The sequence below is a fragment of the Promicromonospora sp. Populi genome (assembly GCF_041081105.1).
GTDB lineage: Bacteria > Actinomycetota > Actinomycetes > Actinomycetales > Cellulomonadaceae > Promicromonospora.
The window spans coordinates 4,523,966-4,543,980 of the sequence record NZ_CP163528.1 but is presented as its reverse complement, the minus strand read 5'-3'; the positions used below and the strand labels follow the sequence as shown (position 1 = coordinate 4,543,980).

Here is a 20,015-nt window from a genome sequence, read left to right as displayed (position 1 = left end):
GCGCGCGTTCAGGTTTTGCCCAGGCAGGTAATGGCAAGATGTGCGCGACATGCACGCACGCCGCCCTGACGCGCACCACAATGGTGTGCCACTGAAAGGATCTGACTTCATGTCCCAGGACCTCGCCGCGACCAGCGGCGTCACCGAGGTCGAGGAGCGGTCTCCGAGCCTGCTCTCCCGCCTGCTCGCCGAGACCTTCGGCACGTTCCTGCTGACTCTCGTGATCGTGGGGGTGCTCGTCTACAGCCCGCTGAACACGGTTGGCGGGCTGGGCATCGCGCTCGGCGGTGCCTTCGCCTACATCGCAGGTGCCGCGGCCGTCGGCCGTGTCTCCGGCGCGCACTTCAACCCGGCGATCTCACTCGGTGCCCTGCTCACCGGCCGCATCTCGGTCGGCACCATGTTCAGCTACTGGGGTGCCCAGCTCGTCGGCGCCGTGCTGGCCGCCACCGTGCTCTTCGCGACGCTGCCCGCGGCGCTCGTCGAGCTGCTCGGCCAGGCGAGCAAGTCCGACACCTTCGACGGTGCCGTGAACGGCTTCGGGGCGCACTCCCCGCTCTACCTGCAGACGCAGGGTGGGGCGCAGTTCGACCTGCTGGCCGCGCTGCTGGTCGAGGTCATCATCTCCGCGATCCTCGTGGGCGTGTACCTGAGCGTCAACGACTCGCGCAGCAAGTTCGCCTACGCCCCGCTCGCCGTGGGCACCACGATCGCAGCGCTGACGCTGGTCTCGTGGTTCGTCACCAACGCTGGCATGAACCCGGCCCGCTCGACCGCCACGGCGCTCTTCGCGAACGACTGGGGCAGCGACGGTTCCGGCCCCCAGCTCTGGCTGTTCTGGGTCGCCCCGCTTGTCGGCGCCGCCCTGGCCGCTCTGTTCTACCGCGCGTTCGGCACGTCCGAGGCGGACCTGGTGGAGGCCGAGGAGCTCGACGAGGACGACGATGACGACGAGGTCGAGGTCGAGGTGGCCGAGGAGAAGGAGCTCGTCGCCGCGCCCGTCGCCACGGAGCCCGTCGCCCCCGAGGCCGAGGCCACCGAAGAGAAGGCCGAGGCCGAGAAGAAGGCCGACAACAAGGCCTGATCTACCGCACGACCTGCACCACTTGCACGACGCCGGGGCCGCACCTTCGTACGGGGGTGCGGCCCCCCGTCTGCCCGCACGGTGTCGAGGCAGCATGTCGGGGCAATATGCCGAGGCGCTATGTCGAGGCGCGGGCCGACTTCCACAGCCAAACCACGCAACGCTACGATCCGGGATCATGGCCGAAACGAAACGAACCCCTGGGGCATCGACCCCGGCAACGGAATCTGAGACGGCCGACGCAGTATCCGGCGAGGAGATTTCTTCTACCCCGGCGAAGGACGACGCGGCCAAGGCCGACGGCGAAACGGCTGACGCAGGCCCGGCCAAGGCCGACGGCGACAAGGCCGACGAGGCTCCCGCGAAGGGCGCCGCCGAGGCGGATGCTTCCCTGGAGGACCCCGCAGACGAAGACCCGGACGACCTGGACGCCGACGCACGCGCCGACAAGTCCGAGCTGCCCTACCCGACCCGTGTCGGCTGGGTGGTGGCCGCGTTCCTGTTGTTCTGGCCGCTCGCGATCCCCGCGCTCGTGCTGTCGATGCGCACCGCGGAGGCCAACGGCACGGGCAACGTGCGGCGCGCCAAGAAGTCCTCGATCCATACGCTCGACTTCGCGCTGGGCGCGGTCACCGTGGGGGTGCTCGGGATCGTCGGGCTGACGATCGGCATCGTCGCGGCGCCGACCTACGCCGCGTCGCTCCCGCAGGGTTTCGTCGCGGCCGTCAGGTCGTTCGTCCCGCCGGCCCTGGCGGGCCCGCTCGGCATCTCGCTGCCCGACGACGGTCCCGCCGTCGCCGCCCCGACGCCGTCCCCGACCGCCACCGACGATCCCTACGCGACTGATGACCCCTTCGCCCCGATGGACCCGGACGCCCAGTACCCGCCGGACAGCTCAGGCACGGCGTCGACGCCCGACGCCGGTGCCGGGCCGGGCGAGGGAGCTACCCCGCAGACGGAGTCGACGGCGACGGCCGGCGCGGAGATCCCGGACCTGGCGGTCGGCGACTGCATAGACACGGCAGCGACGTCGGGCCAGACCACGCTGTACCGGATCCCGGTGGTGCCGTGCACCACGGCGCACGGCGGCGAGATCTACGCGGAGACGACGGCGCCCGACAGCCTCGCCGAGAACGGCGCCGCGCCGACGCAGCAGGCGCTGTGGGACGCCGCGGACGCCTACTGCTACCCGGAGTTCACGCGGTTCGTGGGCACGGGATGGGCCCAGTCGGAGCTGCTGTACTGGCCGATCGCGCCGTCGCAGGAGAGCTGGGCAGACGGCGACCGGCGCGTGCTGTGCGTGGTCGAGTCCGAGGACCCGGTGACGGGCTCGCTCGAGGGCTCGGAGCGCTGAGCTTCAGATACTTGGCGCGCTGAGCGTCAGATGCTGGGCGTCGCGACGGCGAGAATGCCGATCAGCACCGCCGTCGCGCCGTACAGCACGATGTCGACCGTCCTCGTGCGGATGACGAGCCCCACCGGGCTGTCGAGGCACGCACGGAAGATTGCGCAGGCCGCGAGGACCACGCTGATACCGATCGCTCCGGCGCGCGCACCGGCGACCATCCCGAGAAGGACCGAGAGGACCACACCGCCGAGGACCAGCCAGATCGCGAGATTGCTGCGCTGCAGCTCCTGCGTCATGTCGGAGGCCTCGCCGCTGACTGGCTCACTGCGGTCGAGCTCCTGGCTGGTAGTCGTGACGGCCGCGATGAAGTCGGCCTCTCCTGTGCGTTCGAGCGTAGCCGTTCCGGCCGAGCCCGGCTCGAGGAGCGTCGTGGCGCCACCCGATGCGCCGGGGGCAGTCCGCGTCTCACTGAGATCCACGGCACGAGGGTACAACCGAATCGTCGCGATTCAGCAGACGTGACCGGCTTGCAACCTGAATACCAGCGCGTTCCCAGGTTGGCGGCCTGCAAGCTACCGTGAGATCCATGCCCACGCCTTCTGCCCAGCACCTCAGCAGCGTCGTCATCGTGGGTGCGGGACTTGCGGGGGCGCAAACCGCGGCGGCCCTGCGCAAGCACGGGTTCGAGGGGCGGCTGACGGTCCTCGGCGCGGAGGGCCTGCCGCCGTACGACCGCCCGCCGCTGTCCAAGGAGCTGCTCAAGCGCACGGAGCCGGTGTGGCTCGCCGACGACCTCGGCATCGACCTGAGCGCCCTCACCGATGACCTGCGCCTCGCCGACCCGGCGACTCGCCTCGAGGTGGACCGGGAGCGAGCGGTGGTCCGGACGGCGTCGGGGGCCGACGTCGTCGCCGACGCCGTGGTGCTGGCCTGCGGCAGCACGCCGATCCGCCCGGCGGGCTGGGACGCCGCCATGACGCTGCACACGGCCGCCGACGCCGAGCGGCTGCGGGCCGCGATCGTGCCGGGCATGCGGCTCGTCGTGGTGGGTGCGGGCTGGATCGGGGCGGAGGTGGCGGGGGTCGCCGCGGGGGCGGGCGCCCGGGTCACCGTCGTCGAAGCGGGCCCGGTGCCGCTGGAGCGGCAGCTCGGCCGGAAGGTCGGCAACCTGGTCGCCCCCTGGTACGACGACGCCGGGGTCACCCTGATCACGGGCGTCGCCGTCGACCAGGTGCTCCCCGGGCAGGACGGCGGCGGACGGGTGACGCTCGCCGACGGCCGGGTGCTGGAGGCCGACCTGGTGCTGGCGGCCGTGGGCGCGCGGCCGGCGTCCGGCTGGCTCGCCGGTTCCCTGCCGCTGGACGCGCGGGGCGGGCTGCGGGTCAACCGTGCGGGCCGGTTCATGGGCCTGCGCTCCCCCACTGACCCGGCCGGCCGGCTGCATCTCGACGGGCTGCGCCGCGTCTGGGCGGTCGGCGACATCGCGACGCGCGACCACTCCGTGTTCGGGCCGGTCCCGGGTGGGCACTGGTCGGCCGCCCTGCACGATCCCGACGCCACCGTCCGCGCCCTGCTCGGGCTGGACGAGCGCGCCGCCGAGCCCGAGCACGTGCGCGCGCGGCTCGGGCTCGCCCCGGTCCCGACGCACGCCCCGTACGTCTTCTCACAGCAGCTGGGGCACGACCTGGCCCTGTTCGGCGCCCCGTCCCCGTTCGACCAGGTGGTGCTGCGTGGCGACCCGGCACCGGGCGGCCAGGCGCCAGGGGGCTGGGCGGCGCTCTACCTGGAGAACGCGCTGGACCGGCACCATCGCCAGACCCCGGACGGTCACCGGATCGCGACCGTCCGGGCGGTGCTGCTCGTCGACTCCCCGCGCGACGTGGGCCAGGTCCGCAAGCTGATGAACCGCGACGCCCCCCTCCAGGTAGACCTGACCCGCGCCCAGAACCCGGCAATCAAGCTAAAGGACACCGTCGTCTGACCCACCCAGCCGCCCGGCACTCGCGTTCTCTTTGAGTTGGCCAGGCCCTCAGTGGGCGAAGTGGCGGGTGCCCGTCAGGTACATCGTTACGCCCGCCGCTTCCGCGGCCTTGATGACCTCCTCGTCGCGGATCGAGCCGCCCGGTTGGACGACGGCGGTCACCCCCGCGTCGAGCAGCACCTGCAGGCCGTCGGCGAACGGGAAGAACGCGTCCGACGCCGCGACGGCGCCGCGGGCCCGCTCGACCGGGCCGGACTCGCCGTCGGCCAGGGTGTTGGCGCGCTCGACCGAGAGGCGGCACGAGTCCACGCGGTTCACCTGGCCCATGCCGATGCCGACGGCAGCGCCGTCGCGCGCCAGGAGGATCGCGTTGGACTTCGCCGCGCGCACCGCCCGCCACGCGAAGACGAGGTCGGCGAGCACCTCGGGCGAGGCCGCCTCGCCGGTCGCCAGGGTCCAGTTCTCCGGGGCGTCGCCGGTGGCCTGGAACCGGTCGGTGGCCTGCATGAGCAGCCCGCCCGAGATCGGCCGGGTCTCGACGGTGCCCGACGGCGCCGCCGGCACCACCAGCAGCCGGATGTTCTTCTTGGCCCGCAGGATCTCCAGCGCCTCCGGCTCAAAGCCGGGCGCCACGACCACCTCGGTGAACACCGGCGCGATCTGCTGCGCCGCGGCCGCCGTGATCACGCCGTTGGCCGCGATGACACCGCCGAACGCGCTGACCGGGTCGGTCGCGTGCGCCTTGGCGTGCGCGTCGGCGATGTCGCTGCCGACGGCGATCCCGCACGGGTTCGCGTGCTTGATGATCGCCACCGCGGGGCCCGCGTGGTCCCAGACGGCCCGCCAGGCGGCGTCGGCGTCGACGTAGTTGTTGTAGCTCATGGCCTTGCCGTGCAGCTGCTCGGCCTGGGCCAGGCCCGTGACGCCGTCGCCGCGCGTGTACAGGGCGGCGCGCTGGTGCGGGTTCTCGCCGTAGCGGAGCACGTCGGCCCGCTCCCAGGTGCCGCCGGCCCACGCCGGGAAGCCCGTGGAGACGGGACCGTCGGCGCCGTCCACGACGTCCGTCGGGGAGATGACGGACCCCATCCAGGACGCGACTGCGACGTCGTACGTCGCGGTGTGCACAAACGCCGCGGCAGCCAACGCCTTGCGCTGGGCGTAGGTGAAGCCGCCGGCCTGGACGGCCGCCACGACGTCGTCGTACCGTGCCGGGTCCACGACTACCGCGACCGACGGGTGGTTCTTCGCCGCCGCGCGCACCATGGACGGCCCGCCGATGTCGATCTGCTCGACGACGGCGTCCGGGCCGGCGCCCGAGGCGACGGTGGCCGCGAACGGGTAGAGGTTCACGACGACGAGCTCGAACGGCGCGATCTCCAGGCCCGCGAGCTGGTCGAGGTGATCCTGCTTGCGGGTGTCGGCCAGGATGCCGGCGTGCACGCGCGGGTGCAGCGTCTTGACCCGGCCCTCCAGGGCCTCGGGGAACCCGGTGAGCTCCTCGACGGGGGTGACGGGGATGCCGGCGTCGGCGATCCGCGACGCGGTCGAGCCGGTGGAGACCAGCTCGGCACCGGCGCCGTGCAGGGCGGTGGCGAGCTCGATCAGGCCGGTCTTGTCGTAGACGCTGAGCAGCGCGCGCCGGACGGGGCGCTGCGAGTCGTCGGTGAGCTGGACATCAGGGGTGGACGGGGCGCCGGACATGGCGGTTCTCCTCGGAGTAGCTTCGTGGAAAACCCTGGCACCCAGGCGGGCGGCGCGCATCACGGGTCGCTCGGCCGCTCCCCGGTGGTGACCCACCCTCGCCAGTCACGGCCACGAGCAGTCTAGCCGTGCTCCGGGCCCTGCACCGGCGTCACTCCAGCACGTCCGCCGCCCAGGTGTCCGGCTTGCCGATGCGCATCAGCGGCCGCGTGAAGCACAGCGCCACGACGACGCACACCATGGCGCCCACCATGACCCAGAGGGTGGCCCCGATGCCGAGCCACTCCAGGAGCGCGCTGCCCAGCACGGGGGCGGCCGGCGCGGCGATCAGTCCGGTGAGCCCGAGCAGGGACGTCGCCCGGCCCATCATGCGGTCCGGGATGATCACCGTGAGGTAGCCGGTGAATCCCGCGTTCAGCGCCGGGTAGAGGAAGACGCCGACCGCCAGCATGGACACGAAGACCCAGTACGTCGGCTGGAGCGCCATGACGACCAGCGCGACGGCGAGCAGCCCGATCGTCAGGACCCCGAAGCAGCCCACGCGCGTGCGCTGCACTATCGGCCCCGCGACGATCGCTCCCGCCAGCATGCTGATCCCTGCGCACGCGTCGACGAGCCCGATGAGCCGGGGGTCGGTGCCGGTGCGCACCAGCTCCAGGTTGATCGCCACGATCAGCGCGATCGCGGTGAGGTTCAGCAGCGTGATCAGCACGAGCACCGCCCGGAACAGCGGCACGGCGCCCACGAAGCGCAGGCCTTCGCGCAGGTCGGCCAGCGGGTGCGTCTGCCCCGTCCGCTCCCCGTTCAGCGGCTTGCGCACGAACGAGATGGCCACCACCTCGATCAGGTGCCCCACCACGGAGGCCACGAACGGCAGCACGTGCGCCATCCCGTACAGGAGCCCGCCCACCGGCCCGGCGAACAGGCCCACCGCCGCCATCCGCCCCTGGTTCACGGCCATGGCATTCGCCATCTGTCCAGCCGGTACGACGGCGCGCAGCGCACCACCAGACGCCGGGTTCACGAACGCACTCACCATCGACGAGCCGAACAGCACCGCCGCGAGGTGCCAGGCGTTGAGGGTCCCCCCGAGCCCGGCGGCCACGACCGTCGCCCACAGGGCGGTGCCCGTCGTCGCGGCGAACAGCAGGAGCGTGCGCCGGTTCACCCTGTCCGCAACGACGCCGGCCGGCAGTGTGGCCAGCAACGCACCGACCTGGCCGATGCCGCTGATCAGGCCCGCCTGCGCCACCGAGCCGGTGACCTCGTACGCGATCAGCGGGATCGCGAACGTGCCGACCCCGGCGCCGATCGCCTGCGAGAACCGCCCGGTCGTCAGCAGGAGATAGGCGCGGTTGCGCCGGAGCGGGATTTCCGGCGCCGTCGGGTCCGACGGCGGCGTCGGCGGCGTCTGCTCAGCGGGCGAGTCGTCCGGCCCATTCGGCGCCGGGATGGTCACGGTCGTCGGGATGTCTGCGGTCACGCGGCACAACGTAGCGGTCATGCGTGTCACACGGGTGAAATGTCCATCCGTTTCCCGAAGGAGCGTCTGGCGTCAGCGGCCGATCAGGGCCTTGCGGCCCGCGACGTACAGGCCCTCGCGGGCTATGCGGCCCACGGTCTCGACCAGCAGCGACCGCTCGGCGACCTTGACGCGCTCGTGCAGCGTCGGCTCGTCGTCGCCCTCGAGCACCGGGACGGCCGCCTGGGCGATGATCGGGCCGGTGTCCACGCCGTCGTCGACCACGTGCACCGTGCAACCGGTGATCTTGACGCCGTGGGCGAGCGCGTCGCGCACGCCGTGCGCGCCCGGGAACGCGGGCAGGAGGGCGGGATGTGTGTTGACGATCCGCCCCTCGAACCGCCGCACGAATGTCGGCGCGAGGATGCGCATGAAGCCGGCCAGCACCACGAGGTCCGGCTGAAACACGGCCACGGCCTCGCCCAGCCCCACGTTCCACGCGGCCCGGTCCTCGAACTCCTTCGGGGAGACGACGACGGACGCCACCCCCGCGTCACGCGCCAGCTCGAGGGCACCCGCGGCGGGGTTGTCCGTGACCACGCCGACAACCCGGGCGCCGTACGACGCTTCCTGGTGCGCGGCGAGCAGGGCGGCGAGGTTGGATCCGAGCCCGGAGACCAGCACAACAACTCGCTGGGCTGACGTGGACTCGACGGGATGACCGGAGGGCGTCTGCACGGGCTCCAGCCTACGTTCCCGGGCGGGCCTCGTCCGTTCCCGGGCGGGCTTCGTCCGCTGAAAGGTCCGGATCTGCCGAGAGGTCTGGCAGTGTGTACGGCGCTGCGCCTGCCGGATCGTCCGCGGACGCGTCCAGCCCTTCGTCCGGCGCTTCTCCCGCCCCTCGGCCCGGCTCCTCGCCCGTTCCTTCGTTCGCGCCTTCGCCAGTGCCCTCGTTCGTGCCCTCGTCCGGCGGATCATCCAGGGGTTCCGCCAAAGATTCCTCCGCGGACTCCGCCACGGGGCCCTCCGCGGGACCATCCGCGGGACCGTCCGACGGGTCGTCCGGATCGCCGTCGAGCCGCACGGGCGCCGGGCGGCGCAGCCAGGCAGACAGGTCGGAGCCGATCTCCCCGCGGCGCGCGACCACGTCCAGCTTCGCGCCGAGCAGCACGGCCAGCGCGCCCCCGCCGACCTCCGCCGCCACCAGGCCGGCGGTCATCAGGGGGTTGGCGCCGACGTCGGACAGGCGTCCCGGCCCGCCCGCTCCCGCCGCGACCCACTGGCCGAGCAGCACGAGGACGCCCGGGGCGAGCACGATCCCGCCGAGCACCCAGCCGGCGTCGGACCAGCGCACCAGCGACGGCTCAAGCCGGCGCCAGGCGAACAAACCCGCCGCCACACCGCACGCGACGACGAGCACGGGCGCCCAGGCACTGACCGGGTTCGCCCAGTCCTCGCCGGGCAGCGCCCCGAGGAGCGGGATCGCGGGCAGCGGCCCGGAGATCGTGCCGAACGGCGTGAAGCTGGTCCCCTCGCCGATGGCAAAGCCCGACCCCGCGAGCCAGGCGACCGCCCACAGCACAAAGTTCGGCAGCAGCGCGAGCTGCGCAACGGCGAACACGATCCCGCCGGTCCAGCCCGGTTCCAGCGCGGTGATGATGTCCGACGACGTGGCACGCCCCGCCAGCGCCCAGGCCACCACGAGCAGCGCAGCCCCGCCGACCAGCAGCGCTCCGGCCAGCACGCCGCCCCGCAACCCGAGCCGCAGCGTCGCGGGCACCAGGTCGAAACGGGTGAGCCGGAGGGCCAGCGTCTCGACCCCCTCGCCGATCTCGGCGGCGGTCGGGGCGTCCGGGCGGGCCAGGATGCCCAGCGCCATGCCGAGCCCGCCGAGCAGTACACCACCGAGGGGCGCCAGGGCGAGCGACCAGCCGGGCGCGCTGCCCGCGACGGCCGCCACCGCCGTCGTGCACAGGGCGTAGGTCGCGGTGCCCGCGGCCCAGGCCCGCAGCGACGTCGTCGCGAACCGCTTGGCCGAGACGTACGTGGCGAACAGGGCGAGAGCCGTGATGCCGAGCGGCGCGAGGGAGAGGGTGACCGTGCCCGCGGTGAGCGGGACCCCGTGGCCCAGCAGCCAGATGCCCATCGCGACGTCGATCGCGGACCGCACCTGGGCGTCGTCGTCCGGAGTGCCGGCAGCCGGGGCCTGGGCGGCAGTGGCCACGAGGTAGGCGACCACTGCCGGGAGCACCACGACGGCCAGCGACAGGACCAGCCCCTGCACCGCCGACAGCGCGCCGGCGAGGAGGTGGGTCAGCCCGAGCGGCCCCGGCTCGGGGACGGACTGCTCCTCGACCAGGCGGCCTCGGCGGGTCGTGGGCCGGCTGGCGGGGCGGCTCGTCCGGGCTCCCGAGACACGGGTGCCCGACGGGCGGAGGCCGGAGGTACGGGGAGCCGTGCTCGGGCGGGGTGGTGCGCTCACGAGCCAATCTTCACCCGCTCGACGCCGTCGCCCGGGAGACCCGCCCCGGCGTGGCCTGGGTGGACTTGGGGAGAAATCACCACGAACCATGGTGTTTGCCGCAAGTTCTGGTGTAGGCGCCCCACCCAACCCGTTCGCTAGACAGTTGAGTGCGGGGTGTCAGCTGGGTCGAAACCTACCGACCCAACAACACCCCGCACTCAACGAACCCTCACGATCAGAGGGACTGGAGGATCTCGCGCATCAGGTCCGCCGTCTCGGACGGCGTCTTGCCGACCTTGACGCCGACGGCCTCCAGGGCCTCCTTCTTCGCCGCGGCGGTACCGGCCGAGCCGGACACGATCGCGCCGGCGTGACCCATCGTCTTGCCCTCGGGGGCGGTGAAGCCCGCGACGTAGCCGACGACCGGCTTGGTGACGTGCGCCTTGATGTACTCGGCGGCACGCTCCTCGGCGTCGCCACCGATCTCGCCGATCATCACGATCGCCTTGGTCTCCGGGTCGTTCTCGAAGGCCTCGAGGGCGTCGATGTGCGTGGTGCCGACGATCGGGTCGCCGCCGATGCCGATGGCGGTGGAGAAACCGAAGTCCTTCAGCTCGTACATCATCTGGTAGGTCAGCGTGCCCGACTTCGACACAAGACCGACGGGGCCCTTGCCCGTGATGGTGTGCGGGGTGATGCCGGCCAGCGACTCACCCGGGGTGATGATGCCGGGGCAGTTCGGCCCGATCATCCGGGTCTCCTTGCCCTGCAGGTAGGCCCACACCTCGGCGGTGTCCTGCACCGGCACGCCCTCGGTGATGACCACGAGCAGGCCGATGCCCGCGTCGATGGCCTCGATGGCCGCGTCCTTGGTGAAGGCCGGGGGCACGAAGACGACGGAGACGTCAGCGCCGGTCTCGGCCATGGCCTCCTTGACCGTGCCGTACACGGGGAGCGTCACGTCGGCGCCCGAGGCGTCCTTGTGCGTCACCGTCGTGCCGGCCTTGCGGGCGTTCACGCCGCCGACGATCTGCGCGCCGGAGTCGAGCATCAGGGCGGTGTGCTTGGCACCCATGCCACCCGTGATGCCCTGGACGATGATCTTCGAGTCCTGGTTCAGGTAGATCGACATGTCTTCTAATCTCTGCTTTCGAAGTCTTCGCGGGCGATCAGGCGTTGGCCAGCTCGGCTGCCTTGTCGGCGCCGCCGTCCATGGTGTCGGCAAGGGTGACGAGCGGGTGGTTGCGCTCGGTCAGGATCTGGCGACCCAGCTCGACGTTGTTGCCGTCGAGGCGGACGACCAGCGGCTTCGTGGCGGCGTCGCCCAGCAGGTCGAGCGCGCCCACGATGCCGTTAGCTACCTCGTCGCACGCGGTGATGCCGCCGAACACGTTCACGAACACTGCCTTGACCTGCTCGTCACCGAGGATGACGTCGAGGCCGTTCGCCATGACCTGGGCGTTCGCGCCGCCGCCGATGTCGAGGAAGTTGGCGGGCTTCACGCCGCCGTGGCGCTCACCGGCGTACGCGACGACGTCAAGCGTGGACATGACCAGGCCCGCGCCGTTGCCGATGATGCCGACCTCGCCGTCGAGCTTGACGTAGTTGAGGTCGTTCGCCTTGGCCTTCGCCTCCAGCGGGTCTGCCGCGGCAGAGTCCTCGAGCTCGGCGTGGTCCGGGTGCCGGAAGCTGGCGTTCTCGTCGAGCGTGACCTTGCCGTCCAGGGCCACGATCTCGCCGTCCTCGGTGCGGACCAGCGGGTTCACCTCGACCAGCGTGGCGTCCTCAGCCTTGAACACGGTCCAGAGGCCGCGGATGACCTCGGCGACCTTGCCCTTGATGTCGTCGGCGAAGCCGGCGGCGTCCACGATCTCCGCGGCCTTCGCCTCGTCGATGCCGACGGCCGGGTCGACGGCGATGCGGGCGAGCGCCTCGGGGCGCTCGACGGCAAGCTGCTCGATCTCCATGCCACCCTCGACGGAGCACATCGCGAGGTAGTTGCGGTTCGACCGGTCCAGGAGCACGGAGAAGTAGAACTCCTCGGCGATCTTGGCGCCCTGCGCGATCATCACGCGGTGCACGGTGTGACCCTTGATGTCCATGCCGAGGATCTCGCCGGCCTTCTCAGCGGTCTCCTCCGGCGAGTGGGCCAGCTTGACGCCGCCCGCCTTGCCACGACCGCCGGTCTTGACCTGGGCCTTCACGACGACGGTTCCGCCGCCCAGCTTCTCGGCGCCCTCGCGAGCCTCTTCGGGGGTCGTCGCGACAACCCCACCAAGCACGGGCACGCCGTGCTTCTCGAAGATGTCGCGCGCCTGGTATTCGAACAGGTCCACCCTGCTGCGTCCTTCCATCGGGATGCGGCCCTCGGACGTCGTTGTCGCCCGGAGCCCGGCTGAGGCGATGTCTCGACGTCAAGACATCCCGGTACAGGGTAGCCCCGGATCGCCCCTGCTTCCGAACGGTGGCGGTGTAAAGAATCGGCGATATTCCGGGGTTTGGGAGCCCGTCCGACGTGCGGGGTGCGGTCACCTGCGATAGTGCGTGAAGAACTCCCAGATCAGCTCTGTCGCGGAAATTTCCTGAGTTGCGGTGTCGTCGTTACCGCCGGGCCAGCTGTGGGTGCCCCCGGCTACCTTGTAGAGGACGACGTCGGCCCGCCCGCGGCATGTGGTGTATGTCTCGCTGGTGACGTGCTCGGTGACCGGTTCGACGCGCGGTCCGGTCTGGCAGCCGTTCATCCGCGCCCACGACTCGCCGAACACAGCTGCGCACCCGGTTGTGGGCGCGGGCGTCAACATGGGTTGACAGAGCTGGGCGGCGTCAACCATAGTTGACACATGACCGAACAAGCACTTGTCGCATCCGCGGCCGGGGACGACCCCGCCGCGGGCCTGCGCGCCGTCCGGGCCATGCGTGAGCTGGCCGAGCGCCTCGAGACGCTCCAGGTGGAGCGTGCGCGGCGCCTCGGCTGGTCGTGGCAGGACATCGCCGACGCCCTCGGCGTCTCCCGGCAAGCCGTCCACAAGAAGCACAACAGGAGGATCTGATGTTCGAGAGGTTCACGAAGGACGCCCGCTCCGCTGTCGTCGACGCGCAGCTGGTCGCCCGCGACGCACACAGCGACCAGATCGACAGCCGGCACCTGCTCGTGGCGCTGGCCGAGCAGAACGGCCCCGCCCGCTCCGCCCTGGCGGACAGCGGCCTGGACGTGGCCGACGGCGTCCGGCGCGCCCGGGCGAGCATCGAGGCGGGCGACGCGCTCGACCCGGCCGCGCTGGCCGCCGTCGGCATCGACCTCGACGAGGTCACGCGCCGCACCGAGGCGACCTTCGGCGAGGGGGCGCTGACCCGCGCGGGCCGCATCCTGCGCGGCCGCCGCAAGCACATCCCGTTCACGCCCGACGCGAAGAAGTCGCTGGAGCTCGCGCTCCGCGAGGCGATCCGCCTGGGCTCCAAGGAGATCCACGGCGGCCACCTGCTGCTCGGCCTGACCCGTGGCGACTCGCCGGCCCGCCGCATCCTGTCCGACGTCGGCGCGGACCTCGAGCAGGTCCGGCACCTCGCGGAGGGCGCAAGCGAGGCGGCGTGACGGACCTCCGCTGTCCACCCAACTTCGGTGCTGGACATGCGCCCGGTTGGTCCGTAATGCGCCGCTACGATCTCGTGCCATGAAGCATGCCCGAAATGACGGACCCGACATGGCGTTCCGGCTCGCCCGGCGCCTGGTCGCGACCGTCGCCGACGACATGTCGACGCCGCAGCGCGTCGTCGCCGGAATCGTCGCCGCGCTCGTCGGCATCTCCCCGTTCGGAGCATGGAGCGAGGTGGAGGCGCAGGCCGACCCGCTCGTGGCCGGCACGCCGGTCGAGGTGGGCCCGTTCGAGGTGACCGTCGTCAAGGCCGCCACGGCGGACGAGCTCTCCTACATCGTGCCGGAGCCCGGGAACCACCTGCTCGCCGTGGTCGCGGACGTCACCAACACCGGCGAGGTGCCGGAGTACGGCGTCACGCTCACCAGCGCGATCCCCGCGCCCGAGGACGTGGGGATCGTGCCCGAGACGCCGCTCGATGAGCTGGGTGCCGACCTGGGAGCGGAGGCCGACGCCGGGGACGCCCCCGACGCCGACCCGTCGGCGGACCCGTCCGCGAGCGCAGAACCCGCGGAGCCCGAGGAACCGAAGCTTCCGTCCGCGACGGTCCTCCGGGTCGAGGACGCGACGAGCGTCAGCATCTTCAACCCGGGGGTGACCCACCGGGTCGCGCTGATCTGGGAGCAGAGCGGCGACTGGTCGGGTGAGACGATCTCGCTCGACATCCTGGAGCCGGAGTGGATCGAGGAGAGCGCCCTGAGCCTCGACAACAACTACTGGCTCCCTGGCGAGACCGTGACGTTCCACGGGGAGATCCCGGTCGACACCGACCAGCCTGAGGCAGACGAGGCAGGGCAGGCGTGAGGCACAGACGTCGTCGGATCACCTGGAAGGGCACGGCGCTCGTTGTCGGCGGGGTGGCCGCAGGCTGCGCGCTCGTGACGTACGTGCCGCAGGACGCGACCGTGGAGACACCGTTCGTCGTCGAGGGCGCGGTCGGCGAGACGCTCGACCTCACCTACGCGGAGCTCACCGTGACCGAGGTCCGGGTCGCCGACACACTGACCGGCCTGACGGAGGGCGCCGTCGCGGGAGGCACGTTCGTCGTGGTGGACGCGACCTGGCGGGCCACACAGGGCCAGACGGCGTTCAGCGGCGCCGAGATCACGGACGCGCAGGGCCGCACGTTCTGGCCGACCAACCAGGCCGGCTGCTCGACGTCGACCAGCGCCCAGCCGGGGTACACGTGGCACACCACCTACTGCTTCGACGTGCCGCGCGACGCGCTGGACGGGGCGACCATACGGCTCGCCCGCGGCGATCAGGCCGAGGAGCACGCGGGGCAGCGGCGCGACGCAGTCGCCGTCGTCGACCTCGGGATCTCCGGGCCAGAGGTGGACGAGCTGTGGGAGGCGACCGAGACCGTGTCGCTCGAGGAGCCGGGCTTTGCCACGGCGAGCACGGGAGGTAGCGAGGGATGACAACGCTGGTGACCCCGGCGGCGTCGGGCCCGGAGCAGGGATACAGCCAGGGGTTCGGAGAGGGCTACGGGCAGGGGCCGGCGCCGAGTCTGCGCCCCGGGATGCTGCCGGGGATGATCCCGCCCGACGTGCCGGCGCCGGTGCGGCGCAAGGGCTGGTGGCGGCGCAACGTCGTCTGGCTGGTGCTGCTGCCGGTGGCGATCGTGGCGGCCGCGGGGGCGTCTTCGTTCCGGGTGTGGTCGTTCTGGTGGCCCGTGGGCCTGCACCTGGAGGTGGACCGGGTCGCGATGGGCGAGCCGGCGCACCTGGCGGGCGAGTACTACGACCTCGGGCTGGACGTGCCGGAGCGGGCGGACACCTACGTGCTGCGCGAGATCGACGCGACGGTCACCGGCGTCGAGCAGGTGGAAGAGCTGCCCGCGCCGAGCTGGGGCGACCCCGTGGTGGTCCCGGACGGGTCGGTCGTGTACGAGGTGCAGGTGCACTTCGCCGCCGAGCCGCAGACCGACCTGTCGTTGTGCCAGATCACCCTCGTGTCCGCGGACGGCACGCGGTACGGGGACTCGGCCACGGACGTGCTGGGCAGCTCCAACCGCTGCTCGACGCCGGACGCGGCGGGCTTCGTCAGCGAGGAGCCGGAGTGGGACGTCACGTCGTACGTGCTCGCCGACCCCGAAGCGGAGATCACGCAGGTACGGCTGGGGTTCGGCGGGCCGGAGTACGTGACGATCGAACTGTAGGTGAACCGGCAGCGTCGTCGTCCCGCGTACCGTCCTCGCGGACCACCAGGCCGCGCTCAACCAGCTCCTCGACCGTTGCCGCGATCAGCGCCGCCGCGAGCGCGAGCGCGATCGCCAGCCCGGCGGCCGACTCCATGGGGCTGAACGCGAGCCACGTGGCGCTCTCCACGGGGCCGGTCACGGTGCGCACGAGCCAGCCGAGGCCCCACGGCACGCGCATGATGACGAGGTAGCCCAGGCAGAAGACGAGCATGGGGCCGAGGCCGCCGCGGAAGATCATCTTCACGCCGTCCCCCAGGGCGGAGAAGCGGGCGCGGAGGTCCTCGGTGAGCGACTCCAGGATCGAGCGCAGGCCGGCCGGGAGCCAGGTCATCCGGTCGAGCCAGCGGTGCTCGGTCGACGGCGGCTCCATGAGCTTGTGCCCGAGCACGACGGCGCCGATCGCGAGCCAGGCCAGGGGCGCGACGAGGACGACGTCGAGCGACTCGAAGACCGTGACTATCCCGTCGACGACAAAGCCGGCGGCGGCGTTGCCGGTCTCGCCCACGGACTCCTGCGCGGCGCCGACGGTGCCGACGGCCGCGGCCACGAGCTGCCGGTCCTCGGCGACGTACCAGAGGCCCCGCTCGATCGCCTGGATCTGACCCGCCACCTGGTTGGTCCAGTAGATCTCGATGCAGCCGCCGAGCACGGCGATGCCGAGGAAGCCGAGCCGGCCCTCGAGCCGGCCGAGCCCCCACCGCAGCACGAACGCGCCCAGGACGATGGCGACGAGCGTCCAGCCGGACCAGACGCCGAGCCGGGAGGTGAAGTCGACGCCCTGCGCGGAGAACGCGTCGTTGAACAGCTCGTCGGCGGCGGCCTCGTTGACGAACCGGGCGCGGTCGGCGTCCATGAGGCCCTCGACCTCGTAGACCACGAGGAACGGCACGAGCACCGACAGGGCGATGTCGATGAGGCGCCGCTCGCGTCCCTCCGACGGCATCAGCGGGGCGTGCGCGGTGGGCAGCATGCCGGGGATCTGGCCTGGTATCTGGCCTGGGGGCCGCGGGGCCGGGCCGCGCGGGCTCGGCTTGGGCTGGCTCGGCTCGCGCAGGCTCGGCAGGGAGTCGCGGCAGACCCACAGCATCCCGATGACCGGCAGGAGGTAGCCGAGCGGGCTCAGGATCAGCAGGAGCTGGGCCACGAACGAGTTCCACTGGCTGAGCTCGACCGCGCCCCACATGGCGCCGTTGCGCACGGCGACGCCGAGCAGGCCGAGCGTCAGGAGCGCGGGCCAGTGCGCCGCGAACAACCTGGCCGCGGAGACGAGGATCCTCATGGCGACACATAGTGGCCTAAAGCGGGCGGTGGGCGCCAAGCCGTGTCACTCCAGAGTCGCGAACGACCTCTCCACCAGGTCCGTGTAGGCCTCGACGCCGTCCAGGTTCGGGTGCGTCGCGTCAGCGTGCAGCAGCCCGGGGTGCTCGTCGACGAGCGCGTGCCAGTCCGCCACCTCGACGTTCGCCCGGCCCGAGGCGATGCGCGCGAGGGTCTTGTTCGCATCGGGCACCCAATAGCTGATGCCGACGGTGTTGACGAGCACCACCCGGCGTTCGGGCCCGATCAGGTCGAGGACCCGCTCGGCGGCGTCGACCGACCCGTCGAGCTGGAAGCCCGCGTTGGTGCCGAAGTTCAGTACCACCGTGTCCCGTATCCGGCCCTCGCGCTGCGCCGTCCGGATCAGCCGCTCGGCATCGAGCCAGTCGGTGCTCACGACGCCCTCGACGTGGGCGCGCGGGTAGCGCGCCAGGATCGCGGGGGTGGCCGCCGCGAGCACCGAGTCGCCGAACGCGGAGACGTGCGCGCCCTCGTCCGCCCCGAAGGGCAGGTTCTCGGGTGTCGGTTGATCGGACGGTTGCTCGGGCGTCGGTTGCTCGGGCGTCGCTCCGGTGCGCGACGCCGCGGCGGGTTCGCCGGGGCGTCCCGATGCGCCCGGCTGCCCGTCCCCCGTGGTGGGGACGACGTCGGGCCGGATGCCGGAGCCGGCCTGGGCACCGGCCTGAAGGCCTGCCTGGATGGCGAGCTCGGTCGCCGTCCGCTCGGGTGCGTACGCGACGGCGGCGCCGGACCCGACAAGAGCGAGCACCGACAGCACCACGACGGTCCTGACCACCACGCCCTTTGGCCCGACGGCGGCCGCCCGCACCGCGCTGAGCATCGCCCGGGTGGCGCCGCGAAAGCCGAGGCGCCGCACGGGCAGCTCCACCCATCGGTACGACGCCGCGGCGGCCAGCACGGTCAGCACCACCGAGAGGCCGATCCCTGCCCCCCACCACGTGGTGCCGGGCTGCGCCCGCACGGCCGCCGTCACGATGCAGGCGACGGGCCAGTGCCACAGGTAGATCCCGTACGACCGCTCCCCCACCCACCGCAGCGCGGGTGCCTCCAGCACGGCGGTGAACCAGGTGGGCTCGGTGCGCGCCGCGTCGCAGGCCAGCACCAGGACGAGGGCGAGCAGGGACGCGGCCAGCAGCCCGAGCGGGTACGTGAGCGGTGAGTCGCTGCGCAGCAGGAGGAACATCGCCATCAGCCCGGCCAGCGCGAGCGGCGGGAGCAGCCGGGCGCGCACGCCCTGGAACACGGGCGAGGACTTGGCCCAGCGCAGCGTCATCGCGGCGCCGAGCAGGAGTCCGAACGCGTGGGTGTCGGTGCCGTAGTAGACCCGGGTCGGATCCACGCCCGGGCCGTGCACCGGCGTGAACAGGAGCGTCATGGCCAGCACGGAGACGAGCGCCGCCGTCGTCACGATCCGTACCCGCCAGGCCGCGGAGCGGACGGTGATCAGCAGGATCACCAGCAGCACCGGCCAGGCCAGGTAGAACTGCTCCTCGATCGCGAGCGACCACAGGATGCGCAACAGCTCCGGCTGCGACTCGTCGAAGTAGTCGGTGCCCGCGGCGATCTCGACCCAGTTGGTGCTGAACGTCAGCGCCCCCAGGAGCTGGCGTCCGATCCCGACGGTGAGGTCCGGCTCGACCAGCCGCGCCACCGGGATGCTCGTGACCAGCACCAGCGCGAGCGCCGGCAGCAGCCGACGCGCCCTGCGCACCCAGAATCGCGGCAGCCGGATCCAGCGTGTGGCCGTAACCTCGCGCAGCAGCAGGGTGGTGATGAGGAACCCGCTGAGCACAAAGAACACGTCAACACCGAGAAACCCGCCCGGCACCCAGGAGGGCGCCAGGTGGAACGCCACCACACCGAGGACGGCGAACGCCCGCAGCCCGTCGAGACCCGGGATGCGGGGACCTTGCGGTCCGGCGGCGGACTGGCCGTGTCGTCCGGCGGTAGGCAGTCTGCGCGAGCCGGCGGTGGGCTGGCCGTGCGGGCCGACGTCGGGCGAACGGCTGGGTTTCGTCGCGCCGTCTGCCACCGACACGGCATGGGTCTGCTCGGACACGGTGCGGCCGGCGTGCCGAGCCTCACCGCGCCGCACAAAGCCGGTCAGAGCCATGCAACGGACCGTACCGAAGCGGACACTCACGAGAAAGTGGGCTGGCCGAACCGCTGCGAGGCTGACCGGGTCAGTACGCACACGCTGGTACCACGAGGACGTGCTGCGCTGGCAGGCTCCCCCTTATAGAATCCGCACCATCGAGTCCCGTGTCATCGGACGCCGCATCATCCAACGCCGCGCGCTTGCCTGATGCACCCCAGGACGCATCTCAGCACGCGGCTAATATCGCGGCCCCGGGCACGGCAGATGGCCCCACCGCGCTCCCTCCGGCCGGACTGGCCGCGCTCGCCGACGAGATCGAGGTGATCTCGCGCGTCTACGAGCGGCTGTTCGACGTGGAACGCACCGACGACTGGCTGATCCTCAAGCTCCAGGAGGAGATGGGCGAACTGGTCCAGGCATTCCTCGCGCACACCCACCGGTCACGCGACCGGGGCAAGTCCGCCGAGGAGATCGCCGCCGACTTCCGGGGCGAGATCGTCGACGTTCTGGGGCAGCTCCTTCTGGTCGCGCGCCGCTTCGACGTGGACGTCGAGGCCGAGCTGCAGCGCAAGTGGTTCCGCTGGCGACACCTGGTCGAGCCACAGGACCGCGAGGGAATCAGCTGAGAGCCCGGAATGTGAAGCTGGCCGACCGCGCGAGATCGGTCAGTTGCACGCGGTACA

19 protein-coding genes and 1 riboswitch are annotated in these 20,015 nt (G+C 71.9%); of the genes, 9 read left to right on the top strand and 10 right to left on the bottom strand.

Going from position 1 to position 20,015, the window contains the following annotated elements; all coding sequences use genetic code 11:
- Window positions 1-109: 109 nt before the first annotated feature.
- Window positions 110-1,084: an MIP/aquaporin family protein gene (locus tag AB1046_RS20560; RefSeq protein ID WP_369371137.1), complete on the top strand. Its 975-nt coding sequence runs from the start codon at window positions 110-112 to the stop codon at window positions 1,082-1,084.
- A gap of 178 nt (window positions 1,085-1,262) precedes the next feature.
- A complete protein-coding gene (locus AB1046_RS20555) occupies window positions 1,263-2,438 on the top strand; it encodes a septum formation family protein (RefSeq protein WP_369371136.1) in 1,176 nt (391 codons plus the stop codon).
- Window positions 2,439-2,464: 26 nt separating this feature from the next.
- On the opposite strand, the gene AB1046_RS20550 is transcribed toward AB1046_RS20555, so the two are convergent.
- A complete protein-coding gene (locus tag AB1046_RS20550; RefSeq protein WP_369371135.1) occupies window positions 2,465-2,911 on the bottom strand; it encodes a DUF3017 domain-containing protein in 447 nt (148 codons plus the stop codon).
- A 107-nt stretch (window positions 2,912-3,018) separates the two neighbouring features.
- Between AB1046_RS20550 and AB1046_RS20545 the strand changes: the two genes are divergently transcribed.
- Entirely contained in the window at window positions 3,019-4,413 is a 1,395-nt protein-coding gene (locus AB1046_RS20545) for an NAD(P)/FAD-dependent oxidoreductase (protein ID WP_369371134.1), read from the top strand.
- A 48-nt stretch (window positions 4,414-4,461) separates the two neighbouring features.
- Here the strand turns inward: AB1046_RS20545 and purH are convergent, their stop codons facing one another.
- The 7 genes from purH to AB1046_RS20510 all read right to left on the bottom strand — a co-directional run bounded on the left by purH (window position 4,462) and on the right by AB1046_RS20510 (window position 12,805).
- Complete coding sequence (gene purH, locus AB1046_RS20540) at window positions 4,462-6,114, bottom strand: bifunctional phosphoribosylaminoimidazolecarboxamide formyltransferase/IMP cyclohydrolase (RefSeq protein ID WP_369371133.1); 1,653 nt, start codon at window positions 6,112-6,114, stop codon at window positions 4,462-4,464.
- A gap of 32 nt (window positions 6,115-6,146) precedes the next feature.
- Window positions 6,147-6,233, bottom strand: a riboswitch (ZMP/ZTP riboswitch).
- A 32-nt stretch (window positions 6,234-6,265) separates the two neighbouring features.
- Window positions 6,266-7,597 (bottom strand): MFS transporter, encoded by a 1,332-nt coding sequence (locus AB1046_RS20535; RefSeq protein WP_369371132.1) that lies wholly within the window; start codon window positions 7,595-7,597, stop codon window positions 6,266-6,268.
- Between the two features lie 72 nt (window positions 7,598-7,669).
- Window positions 7,670-8,314 (bottom strand): phosphoribosylglycinamide formyltransferase, encoded by a 645-nt coding sequence (gene purN, locus AB1046_RS20530; RefSeq protein WP_369371131.1) that lies wholly within the window; start codon window positions 8,312-8,314, stop codon window positions 7,670-7,672.
- A gap of 10 nt (window positions 8,315-8,324) precedes the next feature.
- Window positions 8,325-10,058: a DUF6350 family protein gene (locus AB1046_RS20525; RefSeq protein ID WP_369371130.1), complete on the bottom strand. Its 1,734-nt coding sequence runs from the start codon at window positions 10,056-10,058 to the stop codon at window positions 8,325-8,327.
- A gap of 217 nt (window positions 10,059-10,275) precedes the next feature.
- The gene (gene sucD / locus AB1046_RS20520) at window positions 10,276-11,172 is read right to left on the bottom strand and encodes a succinate--CoA ligase subunit alpha (RefSeq protein ID WP_108492177.1); all 897 of its coding nucleotides are present in this window, start codon (window positions 11,170-11,172) and stop codon (window positions 10,276-10,278) included.
- A 37-nt stretch (window positions 11,173-11,209) separates the two neighbouring features.
- Window positions 11,210-12,376 carry an ADP-forming succinate--CoA ligase subunit beta gene (gene sucC / locus AB1046_RS20515; RefSeq protein ID WP_369371129.1) on the bottom strand — a complete coding sequence of 389 codons (1,167 nt, stop codon included), beginning with the start codon at window positions 12,374-12,376 and terminating at the stop codon, window positions 11,210-11,212.
- A 192-nt stretch (window positions 12,377-12,568) separates the two neighbouring features.
- On the bottom strand, window positions 12,569-12,805 hold the full coding sequence (locus AB1046_RS20510; RefSeq protein WP_369371128.1) for a hypothetical protein: 237 nt from the start codon (window positions 12,803-12,805) through the stop codon (window positions 12,569-12,571).
- Between the two features lie 75 nt (window positions 12,806-12,880).
- On the opposite strand from AB1046_RS20510, the gene AB1046_RS20505 reads away from it, so the two are divergent.
- The 5 genes from AB1046_RS20505 (at window position 12,881) to AB1046_RS20485 (ending at window position 15,854) form a co-directional block, all read left to right on the top strand.
- Window positions 12,881-13,090: a helix-turn-helix domain-containing protein gene (locus AB1046_RS20505; RefSeq protein WP_369371127.1), complete on the top strand. Its 210-nt coding sequence runs from the start codon at window positions 12,881-12,883 to the stop codon at window positions 13,088-13,090.
- Window positions 13,090-13,632, top strand: a complete 543-nt coding sequence (locus AB1046_RS20500; RefSeq protein ID WP_369371126.1) for a Clp protease N-terminal domain-containing protein — start codon at window positions 13,090-13,092, stop codon at window positions 13,630-13,632. The genes AB1046_RS20505 and AB1046_RS20500 overlap by 1 nt, the downstream gene beginning before the upstream one ends.
- Before the next feature lie 79 nt (window positions 13,633-13,711).
- Complete coding sequence (locus tag AB1046_RS20495) at window positions 13,712-14,497, top strand: hypothetical protein (RefSeq protein ID WP_369371125.1); 786 nt, start codon at window positions 13,712-13,714, stop codon at window positions 14,495-14,497.
- Complete coding sequence (locus AB1046_RS20490) at window positions 14,494-15,114, top strand: hypothetical protein (protein ID WP_369371124.1); 621 nt, start codon at window positions 14,494-14,496, stop codon at window positions 15,112-15,114. Before AB1046_RS20495 ends, AB1046_RS20490 begins: the two co-directional genes overlap by 4 nt.
- Window positions 15,111-15,854 (top strand): hypothetical protein, encoded by a 744-nt coding sequence (locus tag AB1046_RS20485; protein ID WP_369371123.1) that lies wholly within the window; start codon window positions 15,111-15,113, stop codon window positions 15,852-15,854. The genes AB1046_RS20490 and AB1046_RS20485 overlap by 4 nt, the downstream gene beginning before the upstream one ends.
- Here AB1046_RS20485 and AB1046_RS20480 read toward each other — a convergent pair.
- Together AB1046_RS20480 and AB1046_RS20475 are read right to left on the bottom strand one after the other, a co-directional pair.
- A complete protein-coding gene (locus tag AB1046_RS20480) occupies window positions 15,799-17,175 on the bottom strand; it encodes a hypothetical protein (protein WP_369371122.1) in 1,377 nt (458 codons plus the stop codon). The two genes, AB1046_RS20485 and AB1046_RS20480, sit on opposite strands and share 56 nt — an antisense overlap.
- A 45-nt stretch (window positions 17,176-17,220) precedes the next feature.
- Window positions 17,221-19,347, bottom strand: a complete 2,127-nt coding sequence (locus AB1046_RS20475) for an acyltransferase family protein (protein WP_369371121.1) — start codon at window positions 19,345-19,347, stop codon at window positions 17,221-17,223.
- 185 nt (window positions 19,348-19,532) lie between these two features.
- Between AB1046_RS20475 and AB1046_RS20470 the strand changes: the two genes are divergently transcribed.
- Window positions 19,533-19,958, top strand: coding sequence for a pyrophosphatase (locus AB1046_RS20470; RefSeq protein ID WP_369371120.1), 426 nt, complete (start codon window positions 19,533-19,535; stop codon window positions 19,956-19,958).
- Window positions 19,959-20,015: the final 57 nt, after the last annotated feature.